This window comes from Novosphingobium sp. NBM11, assembly GCF_015390225.1.
Lineage (GTDB): Bacteria > Pseudomonadota > Alphaproteobacteria > Sphingomonadales > Sphingomonadaceae > Novosphingobium.
On sequence record NZ_VUOG01000001.1, the window covers coordinates 1024172 to 1043013 of the forward strand.

The 18842-nt window shown below is 68.6% G+C and carries 15 protein-coding genes; 9 read left to right on the forward strand and 6 right to left on the reverse strand.

Annotation, left to right across the window (positions count from 1 at the left end):
- Window positions 1-48: 48 nt before the first annotated feature.
- The 3 genes from F1640_RS04880 to dgcN all read right to left on the reverse strand — a co-directional run bounded on the left by F1640_RS04880 (window position 49) and on the right by dgcN (window position 3230).
- Entirely contained in the window at window positions 49-933 is an 885-nt protein-coding gene (locus tag F1640_RS04880; protein ID WP_194918027.1) for a LysR family transcriptional regulator, read from the reverse strand.
- A gap of 309 nt (window positions 934-1242) precedes the next feature.
- Window positions 1243-2235 (reverse strand): dipeptide epimerase, encoded by a 993-nt coding sequence (locus F1640_RS04885; protein WP_194918028.1) that lies wholly within the window; start codon window positions 2233-2235, stop codon window positions 1243-1245.
- Entirely contained in the window at window positions 2220-3230 is a 1011-nt protein-coding gene (gene dgcN, locus F1640_RS04890; protein WP_194918030.1) for an N-acetyltransferase DgcN, read from the reverse strand. Before dgcN ends, F1640_RS04885 begins: the two co-directional genes overlap by 16 nt.
- A gap of 177 nt (window positions 3231-3407) precedes the next feature.
- Here dgcN and F1640_RS04895 point away from each other — a divergent pair, with 177 nt between their 5' ends.
- The 8 genes from F1640_RS04895 to F1640_RS04925 all read left to right on the forward strand — a co-directional run bounded on the left by F1640_RS04895 (window position 3408) and on the right by F1640_RS04925 (window position 14885).
- Window positions 3408-4100, forward strand: a complete 693-nt coding sequence (locus F1640_RS04895; RefSeq protein ID WP_194921155.1) for a VIT family protein — start codon at window positions 3408-3410, stop codon at window positions 4098-4100.
- 7 nt (window positions 4101-4107) lie between these two features.
- Window positions 4108-5349, forward strand: a complete 1242-nt coding sequence (locus tag F1640_RS04900) for a DUF4010 domain-containing protein (RefSeq protein ID WP_194918032.1) — start codon at window positions 4108-4110, stop codon at window positions 5347-5349.
- Window positions 5350-5433: 84 nt separating this feature from the next.
- Window positions 5434-6252 (forward strand): ImuA family protein, encoded by an 819-nt coding sequence (locus F1640_RS25115; protein ID WP_255530240.1) that lies wholly within the window; start codon window positions 5434-5436, stop codon window positions 6250-6252.
- Between the two features lie 40 nt (window positions 6253-6292).
- Window positions 6293-7699 carry a DNA polymerase Y family protein gene (locus F1640_RS04905; protein ID WP_375336199.1) on the forward strand — a complete coding sequence of 469 codons (1407 nt, stop codon included), beginning with the start codon at window positions 6293-6295 and terminating at the stop codon, window positions 7697-7699.
- Window positions 7696-10917, forward strand: a complete 3222-nt coding sequence (locus F1640_RS04910; RefSeq protein WP_194918036.1) for an error-prone DNA polymerase — start codon at window positions 7696-7698, stop codon at window positions 10915-10917. Before F1640_RS04905 ends, F1640_RS04910 begins: the two co-directional genes overlap by 4 nt.
- A 46-nt stretch (window positions 10918-10963) precedes the next feature.
- Window positions 10964-12136 carry an aminotransferase gene (locus F1640_RS04915; RefSeq protein WP_194918038.1) on the forward strand — a complete coding sequence of 391 codons (1173 nt, stop codon included), beginning with the start codon at window positions 10964-10966 and terminating at the stop codon, window positions 12134-12136.
- Between the two features lie 71 nt (window positions 12137-12207).
- Window positions 12208-13938 carry a copper resistance system multicopper oxidase gene (locus F1640_RS04920; RefSeq protein WP_194918040.1) on the forward strand — a complete coding sequence of 577 codons (1731 nt, stop codon included), beginning with the start codon at window positions 12208-12210 and terminating at the stop codon, window positions 13936-13938.
- Window positions 13939-13940: 2 nt separating this feature from the next.
- Window positions 13941-14885, forward strand: coding sequence for a copper resistance protein B (locus tag F1640_RS04925; protein ID WP_309229198.1), 945 nt, complete (start codon window positions 13941-13943; stop codon window positions 14883-14885).
- A gap of 157 nt (window positions 14886-15042) precedes the next feature.
- On the opposite strand, the gene dinB is transcribed toward F1640_RS04925, so the two are convergent.
- Window positions 15043-16185 carry a DNA polymerase IV gene (gene dinB, locus F1640_RS04930; RefSeq protein ID WP_194918042.1) on the reverse strand — a complete coding sequence of 381 codons (1143 nt, stop codon included), beginning with the start codon at window positions 16183-16185 and terminating at the stop codon, window positions 15043-15045.
- Between the two features lie 77 nt (window positions 16186-16262).
- Between dinB and F1640_RS04935 the strand changes: the two genes are divergently transcribed.
- Window positions 16263-17531, forward strand: a complete 1269-nt coding sequence (locus F1640_RS04935; protein WP_194918044.1) for a multidrug effflux MFS transporter — start codon at window positions 16263-16265, stop codon at window positions 17529-17531.
- 27 nt (window positions 17532-17558) lie between these two features.
- On the opposite strand, the gene F1640_RS04940 is transcribed toward F1640_RS04935, so the two are convergent.
- Together F1640_RS04940 and apaG are read right to left on the reverse strand one after the other, a co-directional pair.
- Window positions 17559-18365 carry a LysR family transcriptional regulator gene (locus tag F1640_RS04940; RefSeq protein WP_125956567.1) on the reverse strand — a complete coding sequence of 269 codons (807 nt, stop codon included), beginning with the start codon at window positions 18363-18365 and terminating at the stop codon, window positions 17559-17561.
- Window positions 18366-18384: 19 nt separating this feature from the next.
- Window positions 18385-18783 carry a Co2+/Mg2+ efflux protein ApaG gene (gene apaG, locus F1640_RS04945; protein ID WP_124808459.1) on the reverse strand — a complete coding sequence of 133 codons (399 nt, stop codon included), beginning with the start codon at window positions 18781-18783 and terminating at the stop codon, window positions 18385-18387.
- Window positions 18784-18842: the final 59 nt, after the last annotated feature.

Sequence of the window (18842 nt, forward strand, 5' to 3'; positions counted from 1 at the left end):
TCAGTTAAACTACACAGGAACGGGCATCAGGCAAGGGCAAAGGTGCCCTCACCGCGTGGCCAAAGCGCCCCGGACACATTCGAGGAAATGGTGCGAAACGGTGGAAAGCGGCCGGTCTTCGAGATGCGCGGCAATCACATCAAAGCGCATCGCTTCGTTCAACGGGCGATAATCCATGGCTTCGCTGGCACAGGCCCGGGCGGTGAATTCGTCCATGATCGCCACGCCCAGCCCGCGTCCGACCAGGGCCGCCGCCACGAAATAGGTCTTCGTCTGGATCACCGGGGCGCCGTCATCCGCGGTGGGCTGCCGACGGCTCAGCAACCTGCCGATGGTGCCGTCGTTGAGCAGTTCGATCACGCGCAGGTGGCGGACGTCCTCCAGCGCGATCCGCTCCGGAGGATCGGGAATATCCTGCCGGCGGAACAACAACACGATCTGGCCGGTTCCGAGCATGACGGGCGCCAGCCGGGGGTGGCGCGGCGCGTCATAGCCGATCACGATATCGCTGGTGCGGGCCTGCAGCGCCTCGACCAGTTCCTCGCTGTGCAGCGTCCGCAAATCGATCGAAACGCCAGGATGCCGCGCGGCGAACGCGGCCACCGCATCGGGAACCACCTCCAGCCCCAGCGAATGGATCATCGCCACGCGCAGCCGGCCTTGCTCGATCCGGCGCAGGTTGCGCGCGGATTCGCGCAGCATGTCGACGCTGTGCCGCACCGCGCTGGCATCCGAGAACAGTTCGTGCGCCTCGTCGGTCGGCACCAGCCGCCCCTTGACCACGCGGAACAGCGCGAAGCCCAGCCGCGTTTCGGCGTGGCGCAGAACCTTGCCCACCGATGGCTGCGACACGCCCAGCAATCGCGCCGCGCCACTGAGCGAGCCGGTCTGATAGACGGCGTGGAACACTTCGATATGCCGCAGGCTGATCATGCGGCGACCTTATGGGCACGTCCGCGCCTGGCAAGCCCGATCCTTAGGGTCAGGACCCATTACTGGCGCGGTCGAGGTTTGAGGCAAAATGGCCCGGCGCAAGGAGGAGGGGCGCAGGAATATGTCGATATTTCAAGCCGCTCCGACGCAGCGCTGGGCCATTATGGTCAAATCCCTGCGGGACGTCCAAATGGCTTCCATCTCGAACCTAAAGGCGCTTGCAAAGGCAACCAGCCTTCGCGGCGCGCCTTTCGGCCCGATATGTTCGCCATTTGGACGCCTCGACCGCGCCAGTAATGGGTCCTGACCCTAGACAACACCGCCCCAGAAGCCCGGCTGCGGCGGTACGACAACACCATCGTCCAGCACGCGCAACCCGCCCGACCGGTCCTCAAGCAGCCACCACGGGCCATCGACATCGACGAAATCGGCACGTCCAGCGATCCGCAGCGCCGGCGCTATGCCGAGCGAGGTCGCCAGCATGCAGCCGACCATCACGCCCAAGCCTGCGGCCCGCGCCGCGTCGTACAGCGCCAGCGCCTCGGTCAGTCCGCCAGTCTTGTCGAGCTTGATGTTCACGAACCGGTAAAGCCCGCGCAACCGAGGGATATCGGCAGCGACGTGGCAGGATTCGTCGGCACAGATCGGCACCTGCGCCGTGAAGCCTGCCAACGCGCCATCCCGCCCGGCCGGCAACGGCTGTTCCAGTAGCGCAATGCCCAGTTCCGCCAGCACCGGCTGCATCGCCACCAGCAGCGGCATCGTCCAGGCTTCGTTGGCATCGACGATCAGCGTCGTGTCCGGCAGGCTGCACCGCACCGCGCGCAGGCAGGCTTCCGGATCGGCGGCATCGACCTTGACCTTGACCAGCCGCGCCCGAGCCAGCTTGTGCGCCGCCCGCGCCATCGCTTCGGGCCGGTCGATCGAGACGGTTTGCGCGCTGGTGAGAGGCGGCAGTACGGGCGCGATGTTTCGGGCATGGCGTGCCTCCAGATCCCACAGCGCGGCATCGATCGCATTGCGCGCGCTGCCGGGCGGCATCTGCGTGCGCAGTGCCGCGCGGTCGCAACCGGCCTGCAGCGCCGGTATCGCGGCTTCGATCTGCATACGCACGGATTCCGGCGTCTCGCCGTAGCGGGCGGACGGCGTGCCCTCGCCCCGCCCGACAACGCCCGGCCCGGCCACGCTCCCTTCGCCGATCGTGACGACCACCACCGCGATGTCCGTGCGCGTGCCGCGCGCTATCCGGAACGGCGCACGCAAGGGCCAGCATTCGACGCGAATATCTACGCTGCGCAACATGCCAGCAGCCGATCCACGATCCGATCCACACCCATCGCCACCGGGTCCTGGCACGGAAGACCCAGTTCATCCTCCACGCGCCGGCAGTATGCCTGCGCTTCCTGCGCTGGCAGCGCCGACGTGTTGACCGCGACGCCCACCGCGATCACATCCGGGCTGGTCAGGCGCGCGGCTTCCAGGTTGCGCGCCAGGCATTCGGCCAGCACCGGCACCGGATAGTCCCCAGCATGGCGGATCGTCTCGCGCCCCGCCTCGTGGCACAGCACCAGCGCCCTCGCCTGCGCGCCGTGCAGCAGGCCCAGCGAAACGCCGGCATAGGAGGGATGGAACAGCGACCCTTGCCCCTCGATAAGGTCCCAGCCGCCATCTTGGCGTTCGGGCGAAAGCCATTCGGCGGCCCCGGCGATGAAGTCGGCGACCACCGCATCGATCGGCACGCCCGAGCCGGCGATCAGGATGCCGGTCTGCCCCGTGGCGCGGAAATCGGCCGCAACACCCCGACCGCGCAGTTCGCGCTCGATCGCCAGCGTCGAATACATCTTGCCGACCGCACAGTCTGTGCCCACCGTCAGCAGCCGGTTCCCCGCGCGCTTGCGCCCGGTGCCGAGCGGCAGCGAAGCGGGCGGTTCGCGCACGTCGAACAGCGAAAGCCCGGCGGTTTCCGCCGCGGCGCGTATCGCCGGATTGCCGGCAAGGCGCGCGTGCAGGCCCGAAGCGACATGCAGCCCCGTGCCCAGGGCTTCCAGGCAGAAGGCAACCGTTCCCGCGTCCATCACCCCGCCGGCATTGGCATAGCCCAGCACCGCCGTCCGCGCGCCGGCCGCCACGGCTTCGGCAAGGCTCATCCGGGGCAGGCCCACCGTGACCGGACAGCCCGGTTCGGCCATTTCGGCAATCGCCATGCCCGGACGCCAGAACGCGATGCCACGCGCCGTCTTGGCGGCCAGCGGATCGGTAACCGCGCCAAGATAGACCAGATAGGGGCCGGGTATCATGCTGCTTCCTCGTTCGGTTCGCGATCGGTTTCGCGGGTTGTGGCGCCATCGCCAAGCCCAAAGAGGGGCGCCCTCTATAACCTGGGGTTATAGGACGTATGCGACGTGGCACACCCCTCCATGGCGGTGTAAGACCGTCGCGACCAAAGGAAAGGAACCGCCTTGCGCCGTCCCCTGATGCCACATCATCGCGAAAGCCATCTCGTCGCCCGGATCGGCTGGCTGCGCGCGGCCGTGCTGGGCGCCAACGACGGCATCGTCTCCACCGCCAGCCTGATCATCGGCGTGGCAGCATCGGGCGCTTCACGCTCCTCGCTGCTGGTTTCGGGAATCGCCGGGCTGGTCGCCGGGGCGATGTCGATGGCCGCTGGCGAATATGTCTCTGTCAGTTCCCAGTCCGACACCGAACGCGCCGACCTGAATCGCGAACGGCAGGAACTGGCGACCCAGCCCGAAGCCGAACTCGATGAACTGGCCGGCTTCTATGTCGAACGCGGGGTGGAACCCGATCTGGCGCGCAGCGTCGCCGCGCAGATGATGGCGCGCGATGCCCTGGGCGCCCATGCCCGCGACGAACTGCACATCACCGAACTGACGACCGCGCGCCCGGTCACGGCCGCCTTCACCTCTGCGGCGACCTTCACCGCCGGAGCGCTGCTGCCGGTTATCCTTGCCGCGGTTCTGCCCGCAGGCGTGACCGTGGCGGGCGAAGCGGTGGGCTCTATCCTGTTCCTCGCCCTGCTCGGCTGGATCGGTGCGCGGGCGGGCGGAGCCAGCCCGGCGCGGCCGGTCTTGCGCGTGGTATTCTGGGGGGCGCTGGCCATGGCCATTACCGCCGGGATCGGCCGACTGGTGGGCGCGAGCGTCTGACCCGTTGATGGCGGCGCCGTCTTCCCTCATCGGCCTGCTTGCCGCGGTTGCCGCCGGGCTGCTGGTGGGGATCGAACGCGGCTTCAGCCAGCGCGCGGAAGGCGAAGGTAACCGGGTCGCGGGGTTCCGCACGTTCGGGCTTATCGGTCTGCTGGGCGGCATCGCGGGATTGCTGGGCGATGGCCTGGCTGCGGTCATCGGCCTCGGCACGCTGGCGGTCCTTGTCGTCGGCTATGTCCGCACCATGCGCGAAAACCGGCTGTCCGCCACGACGACGATCGCGGCGATGCTGACATTCGGCGTTGGGCTGGTCGCGGTGCGTATTTCGCCGACCGTGGCGCTCGGCGCGGCGGCGGCAATGTTCGCGATCCTAAGTGGCCGGCAATCGATGCATGCGCTGCTCAGGGGCCTGAACGCCGAGGAGGTGGAGGCGGCCGCCCGCTTCGTGCTGGTCGCGCTGGTCGTGCTGCCCTTGCTTCCGGATGCCGCCTATGGCCCCTACGAGGCGTGGAACCCGCGCCGTATCTGGCTGGTCGTGGTCTTCGTGACCGGCCTGTCGTTCGCGGGTTATGTCGTGACGCGGCGCTACGGGACCAATCGCGGCATCCTGTTCGTCGCGCTGACCGGGGCCATCGTCTCGTCGACGGCGGTGACGGCGGAATATGCGCGCCGTTTGCGTTCCGAACCCGAAGCGCGCGGGGCCCTGACCGCCGGAATCGCGCTGGCTTCCATCGTCATGTTCGTGCGCGTGCAACTGCTGGTGCTGGCTCTCGTGCCGCGTGCCCTACCCTCGCTTGCGGTAGCCATGGCGCCTGCCACGCTCGTTGCCGGGCTGCTGGCGCTGATCGCCTGGCGCGGACAGGAAACGCGAACCGGGGAAGTAACGCTGGGCAATCCGCTCAGCTTTACCCCCGCTCTGCTGCTGGCGGGGCTGGTCGCCGTGCTGTCGCTGGCGGCGCGTTGGGCGCTGTCCCGCTTCGGCAGCAGCGGCATCGCGGTGGTGTTGGGGCTGATCGGCGTGTCCGACGTGGACGCGGCCGTGCTGACGCTCGCCAACCTTCCCGCCGACGCGCTGGACGGGCGCACCGCCGGTCTTGTCCTTTCCGCCCCGATCCTGGCCAATACCGCGGTCAAGGCCGGCATGACCGCGGTAATCGGCTGGCGTGCCGGCGGCGTGCGCGCCGCCTTGCCGCTCGCCGCTTCGCTGGTGGCATCGGGTGCGGCGCTGGCCTTCTGGGCGCTGCTTTAGACGTTCGTCCCCACTCCATCATCGGCGATGGACAAACCATCCTCAAAGTTGGAACATAAAGAGAACAACTATGTGATTCGGAGTATGACTGGCAACGTCTTTCCACTCGGCCGGCCCTTGCGGCCCGGGGCAAGGGAACGGGTTTCCGCACGGATGCCGCCGCTCGATGCGGGTGGGCTCCATGAAATCCACGCCGCGCCGGAAGACTGGGCGGCGGCCATGGCCTTCGCCCTGTTTTCCACGATCCGCCGGGACAGCGAACAAGACAGGCATGAGGTAGGCAGGCACGGGGCGGGCAGGCAGGGGGCGTGCAGGCACGGACAGGCGATCTTCCTGATCGGCGGCCCCGGCCCCGCGGCTTTTCCCGTCCTGCCTTGCGCGGAAGGGCTAGCGGCCCTGGGCCTTGCGCCAGAGCAGTTGGTAATCGTGCGGACGGCCAGCGAGCTGGACCTGCTGCGTGCGGGGCTGGAAGCGGCCCGCTGCCCTGGCGTCGGCACGGTCCTGCTGCAAACGCAGGGCCGGCTGGCGCGCTACGACCTCACCACCAGCCGGCGCCTGGCGCTGGCGGCGGAACAGGATGGCAAGGGAGTGATCGTGCTGCGCGGCGATGCTCCGCCCCGCCCCAGCGCGGCCCGCACCCGCTGGGCCATCACCAGCGCGCCTTCCACGGCGCTGGAAGCGAACGCGCCGGGCTGGCCGGCCATCGAAGCGGAACTGTTGCGCCAGCGCGGCGGCATGGGCGGCCTGCGCTGGCGGCTGGAATGGAATGCGGATCATGGAACCTTCCGGGAAGCGGAGCGCGCCCTCCATCACGGACCGGCGCTGTCTGGCACTGTGGTTCCCGTACCTGGCGTGCGAGCGGGCGCGGGAAGCGGCGGCTTCGTCCCTCCCCGCGCCGCCTGAGCCGTTCGCGCTGGTCATGCGCACGGGCAACGCCCTGCGCCTGGCGCAGGTGGACAGCCATGCCCGCAAGGCCGGTCTTTCCGCCGGGATGACGCTGGCGGACGCACGGGCGCGCTGCCCCGCGCTGGCGACGCTGCCGTGCGATCCCGCCGCCGAGCGGCAGGCGCTGGATCACCTGGCCCGGGCCATGCTGCGCTTCACCCCGGTCGTCACGCCCGATCCGCCCGACGGGCTGATCCTCGACGTGACCGGCTGCGCGCACCTGTTCGGCGGAGAGGAAGCGCTCGCCCGCCGCGTCCTTGCCGCCACGCGGGCCACCACCCGCCACGCTTTCGCCGGCAACGCCATGGCCGCGCGCGCGCTAGCCCGGCATGGCGCGGACGGGAACCGGGGCGACATCCACGCCCTGCCCGTCAGCGCGCTCGACCTGCCCGATGATGCCCTGACCGCGCTGCGCCGCGCGGGGCTGCGCACGATCGGCGATCTGGCCCGACGGCCACAGGCGGGGCTGGCGGCGCGCTTCGGCGAAAGCGCGGTCATGCGTCTGCGGCAGCTGTTGGGCGAAACGGCCAGCCCCGTCGCCCCGCGCCTGCCCCCCGTCCCGGTCCGGGCCGAGGCCCGCTTCGCCGAGCCGCTGATCCGCACCGACGATGCGCTGGAGGTGATCGAGGACCTGCTGCGGCAGGCGGCGCAGCAGATGGAGCAGCGGCACGCGGGCGGGCGCCGGTTCGCGGTCACGCTGGAGCGCAGCGACGGCGCGCGACGGCAACTCGCGATCGATACCGGCAACCCGGTGCGCGATCCCGCCACGGTGCTGCGCCTGATGCGCGAACGCATCGATACGCTGGCCGATCCGCTCGATCCCGGTTTCGGCTTCGACGCGATCCTGCTCGATGTCCCCCGCGTGGAACCGCTTGCCCCCCGGCAGGATGCGCTGGAAGGCGGGCGCGCAGCGGCCGATGATACGCTCGATGCCCTGATCGACCGGCTCAGCGTGCGGCTGGGCGCGGACCGGGTCACGCGCCTGCACCCCGCCGACACCCATATTCCCGAAGCCGCGCAACGCCTGCGTCCCGCCATCGAGAACACGGTATCGGCCCCGGTTTCGACATGGCCCCTCGCTTCAGGAAAGGAAGTGGCGCTCCGCCCCCTCACCCTGTTCGATCCGCCCCAGCCGGTCGCCGTGATCGCCGGCGTGCCGGACGGACCGCCGCAGCGCTTCCGCTGGCGGCGCAAGGTCCACGAGGTGCGGCTGGCGGAAGGCCCGGAACGGATCGCGCCCGAATGGTGGCGGCGGCAGGATGGGCACCTCGGCAAGCTGGGTGGCCTCACCCGCGATTATTACCGGATCGAGGATAGCGAAGGCCGGCGCTACTGGATGTTTCGCCACGGCCTGTTCGACGAAAAAAGCGATCCGCGCTGGTTCCTGCACGGCCTGTTCGCATGACCGTGCCGCCCTTTTTCGCCGAACCGGTCGCGGCCAGCAATTTCAGCTTCCTGCGCGGCGCCTCATCGGCCGAAGCCATGGTGGGGCAGGCGCACGCGCTCGGCATGGCCGGCATCGGTATCGCCGATCGCAATACCGTAGCCGGCGTGGTCCGCGCCCATCGCGCGTGGAAGCAGGTCGGTGGGCCGGGCGGCGGCTTTCGCCTGATCGTCGGCGCGCGGCTGGTCTTTGCCGATGGCACGCCCGATGTGGTCGCCTATCCCACCACACGGCACGGCTGGGGCCGGCTGACCCGCCTGCTGACGGTCGGCAACCGCCGCGCCGAAAAGGGATCGTGCCACCTAACCCTGGCCGATCTTGTGGACCATTGCGAGGATATGGCGCTGATCGCGATGGACGGCGATGCCGCGCTGCTGCGCACGCTGCGCCAGGCCACCCCGCATCTGTGGCTGGCGGTCACCATGCCGCGCGCCGGGCGCGACGCGCGGCTGCTGGCGCGGCGGCTGGCGCTGGCCACGCAAACCGGCGTTCCACCGATCGCCAGCAACGATGCGCTTTACGCCACGGCGGACACGCGGCCACTGCACGACGTGCTGTCCTGCATCCGCGAGGGGCGGACCTTGCAAACCGCCGGACGCCTGCTGGCCGCCAACGGCGAACGGCATCTGAAGCCCCCGGCGGAAATGGCCCGTCTGTTCCAGGCTTGTCCGCAAGCGCTGGCGGCGACGCGCGACCTGTTCGGTTGCATCGCCTTCACGCTGAACGACTTGCGCTACGAATACCCGCACGAACCCGTTCCCCAAGGCTGGGAACCGCAGGCCTGGCTGGAACATCTGGTCCACGAAGCGGCCATGCGGAAATTCCCCGATGGCCTGCCCGAGGCTTACCGCCGGACGCTGGACGAGGAATTCCGCCTGATCCGCGAGCGCACCTATGCCTATTACTTCCTGACCGTGCATGACGTGGTGCGCCATGCGCGCAGCCTCGATCCGCCGATCCTGTGCCAGGGGCGCGGCAGCGCGGCCAATTCGCTGGTCTGCTATCTGCTGGGCGTGACGCCGATCGATCCGGTGCAAGAAAAGCTGCTGTTCTCGCGCTTCCTGTCCGAGAACCGCAACGAACCGCCCGACATCGACGTCGATTTCGAGCACGAGCGGCGCGAGGAAGTGATCCAGTACATCTACGAACGCTACGGCCGCGAGCGCGCCGGCATCGCCGCCACGGTGATCCACTATCGCCAGCGCAGCGCGATCCGCGAGGTCGGCAAGGCGCTGGGGCTGACCGAGGATGTGACCGCGCGGCTCTCGGGCACGATCTGGGGAAGCTGGGGCGGCGAGGAACTGCCCGAGGCCCGGCTGGGCGAAGCCGGCTTCGATGCCGCCAATCCCGAACTCGCCCGCCTGCGCGATCTGGTCGGTCAAATCCTCCAGTTCCCGCGCCACCTGTCGCAGCACGTCGGCGGCTTCGTGCTGACCCAGGGTCGGCTCGACGAACTCGTGCCGATCCACAATGCGGCAATGCCCGATCGCACCTTCATCGAATGGGACAAGGACGACATCGACGAACTGCAGATCATGAAGGTCGATGTCCTCGCGCTCGGCATGCTCACCTGCATCCGCAAGAGCTTCGACCTGATGCGCCAGTGGCAGTTGGGCGATCACCGGCTGGATACCGTGCCGCAGGACGACCGGGAAACCTATGCCATGCTTCAGAAGGGAGACAGCATCGGCACTTTCCAGGTCGAAAGCCGCGCGCAGATCGCCATGCTGCCCCGGATGAAGCCGGCCACCCTCTATGACCTTGTCATCCAGGTCGCCATCGTGCGGCCGGGTCCGATCCAGGGCGGCATGGTCCACCCTTATCTGCGGCGGCGCAACGGCGAGGAGGCCGTCGTCTTCCCCGGCCCGCCGGGCGAGTTGCGCGAAGTGCTGGGCAAGACGCTGGGCGTGCCGCTGTTTCAGGAACAGGCGATGAAGCTCGCTATCGTCGCCGCCGGGTTCTCCCCGGCCGAAGCCGATGGCCTGCGCCGCGCCATGGCCACGTTCCGCCGCAACGGCACGATCCACAACTACGAGGAGAAGCTGGTCGAAGGCATGGTCAGGCGCGGCTACGAACGCGATTTCGCCGAACGCTGCTTCGAACAGATCAAGGGCTTCGGCGACTACGGCTTTCCGGAAAGCCACGCGCAGGCCTTCGCCTCGCTCGCCTATGTGTCCGCCTGGCTGAAATGCCACTATCCGGCAGTCTTCGCCTGCGCGCTGCTCAACAGCCAGCCGATGGGCTTCTATGCCCCCGCGCAGATCGTGCGCGATGCGCGGGAACACGGCGTTACCGTCCACCCGATCGACGTGGGCGCGAGCACGTGGGACAATACGCTGGAAGGCGCGCGGGTGCTGCGGCTGGGCCTGCGCCAGATCGACGGTTTCCGGCAGGACTGGGCAAAAGCCATCGCCCGCGTGCGCGGCGACGCGCCCTTCGTCTCGATCGAGACGCTGGCCCACCGCGCCGATCTGCCGCCCCGCGCGCTGCATCTACTGGCCGATGCCGATGCGCTCGGTTCGCTGGGCCATGGCCGGCGCGAGGCGGGGTGGGAAGTGCGCCGGATGCCGCCGGTGCAGCTGCCACTGTTTGCCGCGATGGACGCGCCCGAACTGGGCCGCGAACGCGACCCCGCCCTGCCCGCGCTGCCGCTTTCGGAAGAAGTGGCGGCCGATTACCAGACGCACCGCCTTTCGCTGAAAGGCCACCCCATGCAGTTCCTGCGCGCCCGCTTTGCCCGGCGTGGCGTGCTCTCCTGCGCCGAAGTCAACGCCGCGAAGGACGGCGCGCGCGTGCGCTGCGCCGGCGCGGTGCTGGTCCGCCAGCGGCCGGGCAAGGGCAACGCGGTGTTCATCACGCTTGAGGACGAGACGGGAATCGTCAACGCGCTGCTGTGGGCGCGCGATTTCGAGAAGCAGCGCCGCGCCGTCATGGCCGCGCGGCTGATGGTGATCGCGGGCGAAATCCAGCGCAGCAAGGAAGGCGTCGTGCATCTGATGGCCAGCCGGGTGACCGACGTGACCGCCATGCTCGCTCATCTGTCCGAAACGCAGGCCGCACTTGGCCCGCCTTCCCGCGCCGACGAGGCCATCCGGCCCACCATGCCCAATCCGCCCGGCGCCGCCCGCCGGCACCCGCGCGATGTCCGCATTCTGCCGCGTTCGCGTGATTTTCATTGAAAGGGCGCTTTTCTTCCGCCGCGCCTCCAAGCTAGACCGACCGACGATGACCACGCCCGCGCAACGCCTCAGTCCGGTCTATACCGGGATGCCCGTCACCATCTTCGAACATATGTCCGGCCTTGCCCGCGAACAGGGCGCGATCAATCTGGGCCAGGGCTTTCCGGACGATACGCCGCCGCCCGAACTGGTCGAGGCCGTCGTCCGCGCCACGCGCGAACGTTCGCACCAGTATCCGCCGATGGCCGGCCTCGCCGAACTGCGCGATGCCGTGGCCGGCTTCTATGCCCGTGCCCAAGGGCTGCCCCTTGCGCGAGACAACGTGATCGTCACCTCCGGCGCGACCGAAGCCGTAGCCGCCGCGATCCTGGCCGTGGTCAGCCCCGGCGACGAGGTGATCCTGTTCGCCCCGGCTTACGACGCCTATGCGCCACTGGTGCGCCGCGCCGGCGGGATACCGGTGTTCGTGCCGCTGCGCCCGCCGCACTGGCGCTATTCCCGCGACGCCATCGCCGCCGCGATCACGCCGCGCTCCCGCGCGCTCGTTCTCAACGATCCGCTGAACCCCACCGGCACGGTCGCGTCCGACGCGGAACTCGCCGCGCTGGCGGAGCTGTGCGTGGCGCACGACCTGATCGCGATCTGCGACGAAGTCTGGGAGAACGTGCGGTTCGACGGAAAGCCGCACCGTTCGCTGCTGGCCCTGCCCGGCATGGCGGAGCGCACGATCAAGATCGGATCGGCCGGCAAGATCTTCGGCGCCACCGGCTGGAAAGTCGGCTGGATGGTCGCTGCGCCGGCCATGGCCGCCGTGCTGGGCCGCGCGCACCAGTTCCTGACCTTCACCACACCGCCGATGCTCCAGTGGGCGCTGGCAGAAGCGCTGGCCGATCCCGCCATCGCCGCCGGGCGTCAGGCCAGCTGGGCCGCCTCGCGCGCCGTGCTGATCGACGGCCTGCGCCGTGAAGGCTTCGCGGTGCTCGACAACGCGGCGACATGGTTCGCCTGCATCGACCTTGCGGCCTCGGGCATCGCGCTCGACGATCGCGCGTTCAGCGAGCGCGCGGTGCGCGAGGCGGGCGTCGCCTCGATCCCGCTCTCCGCGCTGTGGGAAGGCCCCGACGGCCCCACGTCGATCCTGCGCCTGTGCCACTGCAAGCCGGCGGCGATGCTGGAAGAAGCCGTCCTCCGTCTCGCCCGCTGGCGCGAGAGCCTCTAAACCGCGTTCTTTCACAGGGCGCGCATTGCGCCGCTGGACGACATGGGCCACCAGCGCCTATCTCCCGGTCCATGGCCGAACCTATTGTTTTCAACCGCCGTGACCTGCTCATGGGACAAGGCGCGCTTGCGCTTGCCGCTACGCTGGCCCCGCTGTTCCCTGCCTGGGCGCGCGGCGCGCACGGCGGTCATCATGGTATGGCGGTCGGCCCCGACGCAACGGCCGGCATCGGCGAGGCGCTCAGCGGTGATCGGATCGCGCTGACGATCGGGGAAAGCCGGTTTTCGGTCGGGAAGCGCGCGGCCGCCGCCGTCAGCATCAACGGCTCCATTCCCGGCCCGCTCATCCGCCTACGCGAAGGGCAGACCGTGCGGATCGACGTGACCAACCAGTTGCGGGAACAATCCTCGATCCACTGGCACGGGCTGCTCGTGCCGTTCCAGATGGACGGCGTGCCCGGCCTCAGCTTCCCCGGCATCGATCCGGGCGAGACGTTCGCCTATGAATTCCCGGTGCGCCAGGCGGGCACCTACTGGTATCACAGCCATTCGGGGATGCAGGAGGCAGTCGGCCTCTACGGCCCGATCGTGATCGATCCCGCCACGCCTTCCGGCGTGGCCTACGATCGCGAATACGTGCTGATGCTGGCCGACTGGAGCCCGCTCCACCCGCACGCGATCATGCGCCAGTTGAAGGCGATGAGCGGCACCTTCAACATGCGCAAGCAGACGCTGTCCGGCCTGCTGGCCGGGCGCGACCAAAGCGCGAAGGACCGCCTCGCCTGGGCCGGGATGCGCATGGACCCCACCGACATCTCGGACGTGACCGGCTCCACCTACAGCTACCTCGTCAACGGGCATGACAGCGCGGCGAACTGGACCGCGCTCTATGCGCCGGGCGAACGCGTGCGGCTGCGCGTGATCAACGCATCGGCCATGACCAACTTCAACCTGCGCATCCCCGGTCTGGCGATGACCGTGATCGCCGCCGACGGGCTGGACGTGCGGCCGGTAGAAACCGATGAAATACAGATTGCTATCGCCGAAACCTACGACGTGATCGTCACGCCCGCAGGCGCCGGCCCGCACGCGATCGTGGCCGAGGCGCTGGACCGCAGCGGACAGGTACGCGCCACGCTGGCCACCCAGCCGGGAATGGTGGCGCCAATCCCGCCGATCCGCTCCCGCCCGGTCCTCACCATGCGCGATATGGGCATGGATATGAAGGGCATGGGCGAAATGCACCATTCGATGGCCATGCGCGATGGCGCCAACGCGCCGTCGGTGAAGATGGGGCCGGGCGTCGCCATGATCGCGCCGATGCCGGTGGACCGGCTGGCCGACCGCCCCACCGGCCTGGAGGACGTGGACCACCGCGTCCTCACGTATGCCGACTTGCGCGCGCGCGATGCCAACCCGGATCACCGCACCCCCACGCGAGAGATCGACGTCCACCTGACCGCCAACATGGAACGCTACATGTGGTCGATCGACGGTCAGACGATCTCCGGCGGCGCGAAGCCTATTCCGTTCCGGCTGGGCGAGCGGGTGCGCGTTACCCTGATCAACGACACGATGATGCCGCACCCGATCCACCTGCACGGCCATTTCTTCGAACTCGTCACCGGCGATCCGGGGCACCGGCCGCGCAAGCATACCGTCAACGTCCTCCCCGGCGGCAAGGTCGCGTTCGATCTCACCGCCGATGCCGAGGGCGACTGGGCGTTCCACTGCCACATGCTGCTGCACATGCACGCGGGGATGATGCGCGTCGTCACCGTGCGCCGCGAAGGGGAGGCGTGACCGTGCGTGCCCTGCCCCTCCTGCTCGCCGCCGCCACGTTCACGCTGGCCATGCCCGCCCACGCACAGGATGCCCACGCCCAGGATGTTCTCGCGGGACACGACATGGGCGCCATGGATCATTCGGGCCACCCGATGCAGGGCATGGAGCAGAGCGATCCGCACGCGAGGCACGCCATGCCCGCCTCGGATGAAGACGATGCCGACACGCCCGGCGACGCACCGCCTCCCCCCGTCACCACCGACCATCCGGCCGACCGCTTCTTCGATCCCGCGCGCATGGCCGCCGCGCGTGCCGATCTGGCAAGGGAAGGCCGCTTCTTCGGCAACGCGCTGATCGTCGACCGGCTGGAATACCGCGCCGTCCGGGGGCGTGACGGCTATGGCTGGCAAGGCGAGGCCTGGATCGGCGCCGATCTGGACAAGCTGGTCATCGCCAGCGAAGGCGAAGGCGCGTTCGGCGAAACGGCGGAGCGGATCGAACTGCGCGCCCTGTGGCGCCACGCCATCGCACCCTATTTCAACGTGGAAGCCGGGGTCCGCCACGATTTCCAGCCCGGCCCGCAACGCACCTACGCCACGTTCGGGATAGACGGCCTGGCCCCCTACTGGTTCGATGTGGAAGCGCAGCTGCTGGTCTCGGACAAGGGCGATGTCCACGCCCGCGTCGAAGGCAGCTACGACCTGCGGCTGACCAACCGCCTCATCCTCCAGCCCGCCGTGGAACTTGACGCCGCGTTCCAGGACGTGCCCGAACTGCGCACCGGCGCGGGCTTCGACCGGCTCGAAGCCGGGGCGCGGCTACGCTACCAGATCACACGCCAGCTTGCGCCCTACATCGGCGTCCACTGGGAACGCCGGCTCGGTGAAACCGCCCGCCTTGGGGCGTTGGCCGGCGAAAGGGCCTCAACCGTCAGTCTGGCGATCGGCGTCCGAAGCTGGTTCTAGGCGGCAAGGCGCGATGACCAATCGCCGAAAGCCTGATCGAACCACGTTTGGCTGCCTTGTGGTCGGTACTTTCCTGCTCATGCTTGCCCTAATGGGCGTTCTGAACGCTATCGTTGTACTGTAACCGTCCCACCATATCACTCACCCCGTCGCCCCTTCAAAACGGCAGTTCCGCCTGCTGCCGCGCCGCCTCCCCGGACTGCGGCTCCGCATCGTCGTCGTCGTGATCGCCTTCCAGCGCGGAGAGCGTGAGGCCCATCAGCCGGATCGGTTGCGGCAGGGGCAGCACGGCTTCCAGCAGATCGCGCGCCATGGAGGCGAACACGGTCTTGTCCGCCACCGCGCGCGGGGACGATTTCGCCCGCGTCATATTAGTGAAATCGATGGACTTCATCTTGAGCGTGACTGTTCGGCCCTGCGCGCCCGCCCGTTCGATACGGTCCCATACGATGTCGATGATCCGCTCCAGCGCCTCCCGCAAGGCAGGGCCGGAAGACAGGTCACGATCGAACGTCCGCTCGCCACCCACCGATTTGCGTGGCCTGTCGGCGCGCACCCGGCGCAGGTCTATCCCGCGCGCGGCGCGATAGAGGTAATCCGCCAGGCTGCCGAAATGGCTGCGCAGGAACGCCAGGTCCTTCGCCAGCAGGTCCGCGCCCGTTTCGATCCCCAGCCCCGCCATCTTCTCCGCGCCGCGCGGACCAATGCCATGGAAGCGGCGCACCGGCAGGCCGGCGACGAAGGCCGCGCCCTCGCCCGGCCGGATCACGCACAGGCCATCGGGCTTGTTCTGGTCGCTCGCCAGCTTGGCCAGGAACTTGTTGTACGATACGCCCGCGCTCGCGGTCAGCCCGGTTTCCGCGCGGATGCGCTGGCGGATCAATTCGGCGATGCGCGTGGCGGAGCCGATCCCGCGGATGTCGTCGGTGACGTCGAGATAGGCCTCGTCCAGCGCCAGCGGTTCGACGTGCGGCGTGTAGTCGTGAAAGATCGCGCGGATCTGCTGCGATACACCGCGATAGACATCGAACCGGGGCTTGCGGAAGATCAGGCCGGGGCACAGCCGCGCCGCCCGGACCGATGGCATGGCGGAGCGCACGCCAAATACCCGCGCCTCGTAGCTTGCCGCCGCGACCACCCCACGCTCCGACGAACCGCCGACCGCCACCGGCTTGCCCTTGAGGGCAGGATCGTCGCGCTGTTCGACGCTGGCATAGAAGGCATCCATGTCGACATGGATGATCTTGCGCAGCCCGTCGCCGGACTCTTCCTCGCCGGGATCGTTTCGCGCCGGTTCCATGATTTGCAGGCTAGCCTATTTCGCCCCAGGGCATAAAGGGCTGGGGTGAATCCCCCGAACGGACTACCCCGATTTCAATGACTAGCGAGAACCACCACCAGCCAGAGGAAACGCCAGGAACGCCCAGGGGACGCGAATTCGTGGCGATGATGGCCATGCTGATGGCGCTGCAGGCGCTGGCGATCGACGGCATGCTGCCGGCGTTGGGCCAGATCGCGCACGACCTGAACGTGACCGACCCCAACCGACGGCAACTGGTGGTGGGCGTCTTCCTGCTCTCCGCCGGCGTGGGAGCGCTGCTGCCCGGCACGCTGGCGGACCGCTTCGGCCGGCGCCCCGTGGTGCTGACCAGCCTGGGCCTGTACATCGCGTTCTCGCTGGCCTGCGCGATGGCGCGGGATTTCGATACGCTGCTGGTGCTGCGGGCGCTGCAGGCGGTCGGCAGCTCGGGCGTTACGGTTCTGCCCGGTGCGATCATCCGGGATCGCCACAGCGGCGATCGCATGGCGCGAATGCTGTCGACGATCTCGGTGGTGTTCATGGTCGTGCCGATGCTGGCGCCCAGCGTGGGGCAGTTCGTGCTGCTGTTCGCGGGCTGGCGCTGGATTTTCATCATGCTGGCGGTGATGGCCGCGCTGGTCGGGCTGTGGGTCGCCCTCAGGCTCGACGAGACGCTGCGGCCGGAATTCCGGCAGCCGATCAATCCGACGGCGATCGTGGTGAACATGATCGCCGCCGCCTCGAACCGCGCGTCGATCGGCTATGTCCTTGGCGGATCGCTGATGTTCGGCGCGCTGCTGGGCTACATCAATTCCTCGCAACAGCTGGTCGCGGAACACTTCGGCGCGGGCAGCGCGTTCCCTCTGCTGTTCGGCGCGACGGCGGTGACGATGGCCTGCGCCAGTTTCTCCAACTCGCGCATCGTCGAACGCTTCGGCGCACGGCGCGTGTCGCACACGGCGCTGTTCGTCTATATCGGCGTAAGCTGTCTGCAGGTGTTCTTTGCCACGCGCCCGCACCAGACGCTGTGGCAGTTCATGCCGCTGATCGCCATGAACATGTGCCTGATGGGCTTCGTCGGCGCCAATTTCAGCTCGATCGCGCTCCAGCCCTTCGCCAAGATCGCCGGCGCGGCCAGTTCGGTCCAGGCGTTCATGCGCATGGCGCTCGGCTCGTTCATCGGCATGATGATCGGGCAAGCCTTCGACGGCACCGCACGCCCGCTCGCGGTTTCCTTCCTGGCCGCCGGAATCCTGGCCCTGATGCTGGTGCTGTTCAGCGAGAAGGGACGCCTGTTCCGCCGCCTGCACCCGCCCGGAACGCCGCGCATCATCGTCGACCACTGAGGCAGCAGGCTTCGCGCCCGACGCGGATCAGTCCGTCAGCGCGGCGATCAGCGCCTTGACCTTTTTCTGCCGCCATTGCGGCAGCGGCGCGACCAGCCAATAGCCGCGCCGGCTCGGCTCGGCTTCGCCCACGGCGGCGACACGCCCTTCGGCGAGGGCGGTCTGCGCCAGCAGCACCGGCACGCGCGCCTTGCCCAGCCCGGCGGCGGCGGCGCTGATCGCGGTGCCGGCATCGCCGACCGAAAATGCCACGTCCGCACCTTCACCGCCCGGCGCGGGATCGCCCGGCCAGCCGATCCACGGCGCGTCGCCGCCATCGCTGCCGACGGCCGTCACGACGATCACCGCCGCTTCGCCCAGTGCGATCCCTTCCAGATCGCCCGGCCCTTCGGCCCAGCGCACGGCGAGATCGAGATTGGCTTCGGTGAAATCGATGTCCACATCGCCCCCCACCAGCGCGAAGCGCAACTGGTCGTTGCTTGCGCGGAAGCTGGCAAGGCGTGGGGAAAGCCAGGCGGCGAACACGTCGCGCGGGCAGGCGATGGTATAAACATGGCTCGATTGGCCGGCCTGCATCGCCTGCACGCCTTCCTCGAACCGCAGGAAGCCTTCGCGGATCGCATCCAGCCCGGCTAGCGCCTCGTCGGTCAGTTCCAGACCCTTGGAGGTGCGACGGAACAGGACCACGCCAAGCAGGTCTTCCAGCGCGCGGATCTGCTGCCCCACGGCCGCCGGCGTCACCGCCAGCTCATCGGCCGCGCGGGTGAACGAAAGGTGCCGTGCCGCCGCATCGAGCACGCGCAGGCCATTGAGCGGCAGGTGCGTCCGCTTCATCCTCGTTTCCTTCCCTGCGTCAGTTCGCGGTGGCCGGAGCGGCCAGCGGGAAGAACGGGATCGCCACTTCGAACAGCGATCCGTCCGGGCGCTGCATGGTGTAGTGCCCTTCCATGCTGCCCTGCGGCGTGCCGAGCGGACAGCCGGAAACGTAATCGTGCGTCTGCCCCGGTTCGAGCAACGGCTGTTCGCCCACCACGCCTTCGCCATCGACGAAGTTCACGTTGCCGCGCCCATCGGTGATCCGCCAGTGGCGCGACAGAAGCTGGAACCGCTGCGCCGAGTCGTTCTCGATGCGGATGTGATAGACCCAGAACCATTTGCCCGCATCTACGCGGGATTGTTCGGGCAGGAAATTGACCGCGACCCGGACGGTCACGCCCTCCGTCACTGCGGCATGCTGGAAGAGCTGCTTCATACCTTGGGAGCCTATCGCACATCGGCTCCGGTTCCAATCAAGGAATTGTCGCGCTTGCC